The 2084-nt window shown below is 63.0% G+C and carries 2 pseudogenes; one reads left to right on the top strand and one right to left on the bottom strand.

The window, feature by feature from the left end:
- Positions 1–110: 110 nt before the first annotated feature.
- Positions 111–1676: pseudogene (gene tnpC, locus AC2FLM_RS05310) on the top strand (IS66 family transposase).
- Here the strand turns inward: tnpC and AC2FLM_RS05305 are convergent.
- Positions 1648–2084 (bottom strand): annotated as a pseudogene (locus tag AC2FLM_RS05305) (transposase); the annotation flags it as partial. The pseudogenes tnpC and AC2FLM_RS05305 overlap by 29 nt on opposite strands.

The following is a 2084-nucleotide window of genomic DNA, read 5'->3' as shown; positions in this document are numbered from 1 at the left end:
ACCTGTTCACCGATGAGGAATGCTACAACTTCTTCCAGGCCACAGGGTACAGAACCGATTAAACGCGACACGCTCTAGCTGCGGCAGAATGACTCGGCCGCTCTTTGGCAATGGCGGGTCCCCCGTCCTTGTGCTTGATCGCGGACATGACCGATGCGGTCCTGACCGAAGAGAACGTCCGCCTGAAGGCCCGCCTGGCCCAGACCGAGGCGGCGCTGGCGGATGCGGTCGAGGCGCAGCGGCGGCTTGAAATCATCGTCAGCGAACTGCGCCGGGAAAAGTTTGGGCCGCGGTCGGAAAAGCTCGACCCGGAACAGTTCAATCTGCCGCTCGAGGATGTCGAGATTGCGCAAGGCGTGCTCGAGGCCGCGCAGGAGAAGGCCCAGCGGGCGCTGAAAGGGCAAGGCTCTGCGAACCCTGCCACCCCCGGGCGCAACCGCGGACATCTCCCAAAGCATCTGCCCCGCATCGAGCGGATCATCGAGCCCGAGACCACGCTCTGCCCCTGCGGCTGTGGCGAGATGACGAGGATCGGCGAGGACATATCCGAACGCCTCGATGTCGTGCCGGCCCAATTGCGCGTTCTGGTCACCCGCCGTCCGAAATACGCCTGCCGGCGCTGCTCCGGCGCGGTGGTGCAGGCCTATGCGCCGGAGCACGTGGTGCCCGGCGGCCTGCCCACCGAGGCGCTGGTCGCGCAGGTCATGGTGGCGAAGTTCGGCGACCACCTGCCATTTTACCGCCAGGCTGAGATCTACGCCCGGCAGGGGATAAAGCTGGACCGGGCGACGCTCGGCAACTGGGTCGGACGCGCATGTTTCCACCTGCGCCCGATCGTCGATCATCTCCGGGAGCGGCTGAAGTCCGCAGATCGGATCTTCATGGATGAGACCCGCGCCCCGGTGCTCGATCCCGGGCGGAGAAAGACAAAGACTGGCTACTTCTGGGCGATCGTCTCTGACGATCGCGGGCATGGCGGTGCCGGCCCGCCGGTCGTGATGTTCCACTATGCGCCCGGCAGGGGCGCCGTGCATGCGCTCCGTTTCCTCGAGGGTTATCGCGGGCAGTTCGTGCAATGCGACGGCTATGAGGTCTATGACAAGCTCACCGGGGTCGACCGCGTCGAGGGGCCGTGGACGCTCGTGCATTGCTGGACCCATGCGCGCCGTCGGTTCGTGAAGCGCCTGGAAAAGGACGGCTCGCCGATCGCCTAGGAGGCCCTGCGCCAGATCGCCCAACTCTACGCCATCGAGAAGCGCGTTCGCGGCGCCGCGCCGGATCTGCGTCTCGCGGCCCGGAAAGAGTTCTCGGCCCCCATCGTTACCGCCTTCAAGCCTTGGCTTGAGGCGCAGCTCTCGCGCATTCCCAGGTCCTCGAAACTGGCCGAGGACAAGGACGCGCGCTATGACGATTACGGGCTGCGCAACAAGGTGCGCCTCGATGTCAAAGAGCGCAAAGACAAGAACGATGTCTTCTCGGAGACAGCCGCGCGCTATTGGGGCGCGATGGCCGATCTCTTCATCGCGATTGACCAGGGAGACGCCTCGATCGGCTTGCCACCCTACAATGGCGGGCTCTTCGACCAGGAGCGCCATGCGATCCTGACCAATATCCGCATCCCCGATGCGGTCAGTCCTCGGGATTGCTCGAGTTCTGCTTTTGAACATCGGCACTGATCAAGCTGGCATCGACGGCGAAGCCATGACCACCAACCCTTCCGCGATGCAACGCGCGACAGTCGTCTCAAACACGTGGCGCAACAAGTCACTCTCGCGAAAGCGACCGTGGCGGTTCTTTGAAAAGGTCGAATGGTCCGGGATGCGATCCGTTAGGTCGAGGCGGCAAAACCAGCGGTACGCCAGGTTGAGGTGCACCTCTTCGCAGAGCCGTCGTTCTGACCGAATGCCGAAGCAGTACCCAACCAATAGCATCCGAATCAGCAGTTCAGGATCAATTGATGGGCGACCCGTGTGGCTGTAGAAATCCGCAAGGTGTGCCCGGATACTGCTTAGGCTCCAGACTCGTTCTTTTTCATAGCCAGAACAAAACGGTTGCGGCGAGAGCGATGGCTGAGAAGAAGGTTT

It is taken from the genome of Ruegeria sp. SAZD011, from assembly GCF_059612545.1.
The sequence above is the reverse complement of the archived record's forward strand: the minus strand, read 5'-3'. Positions and strand labels throughout refer to the sequence as shown.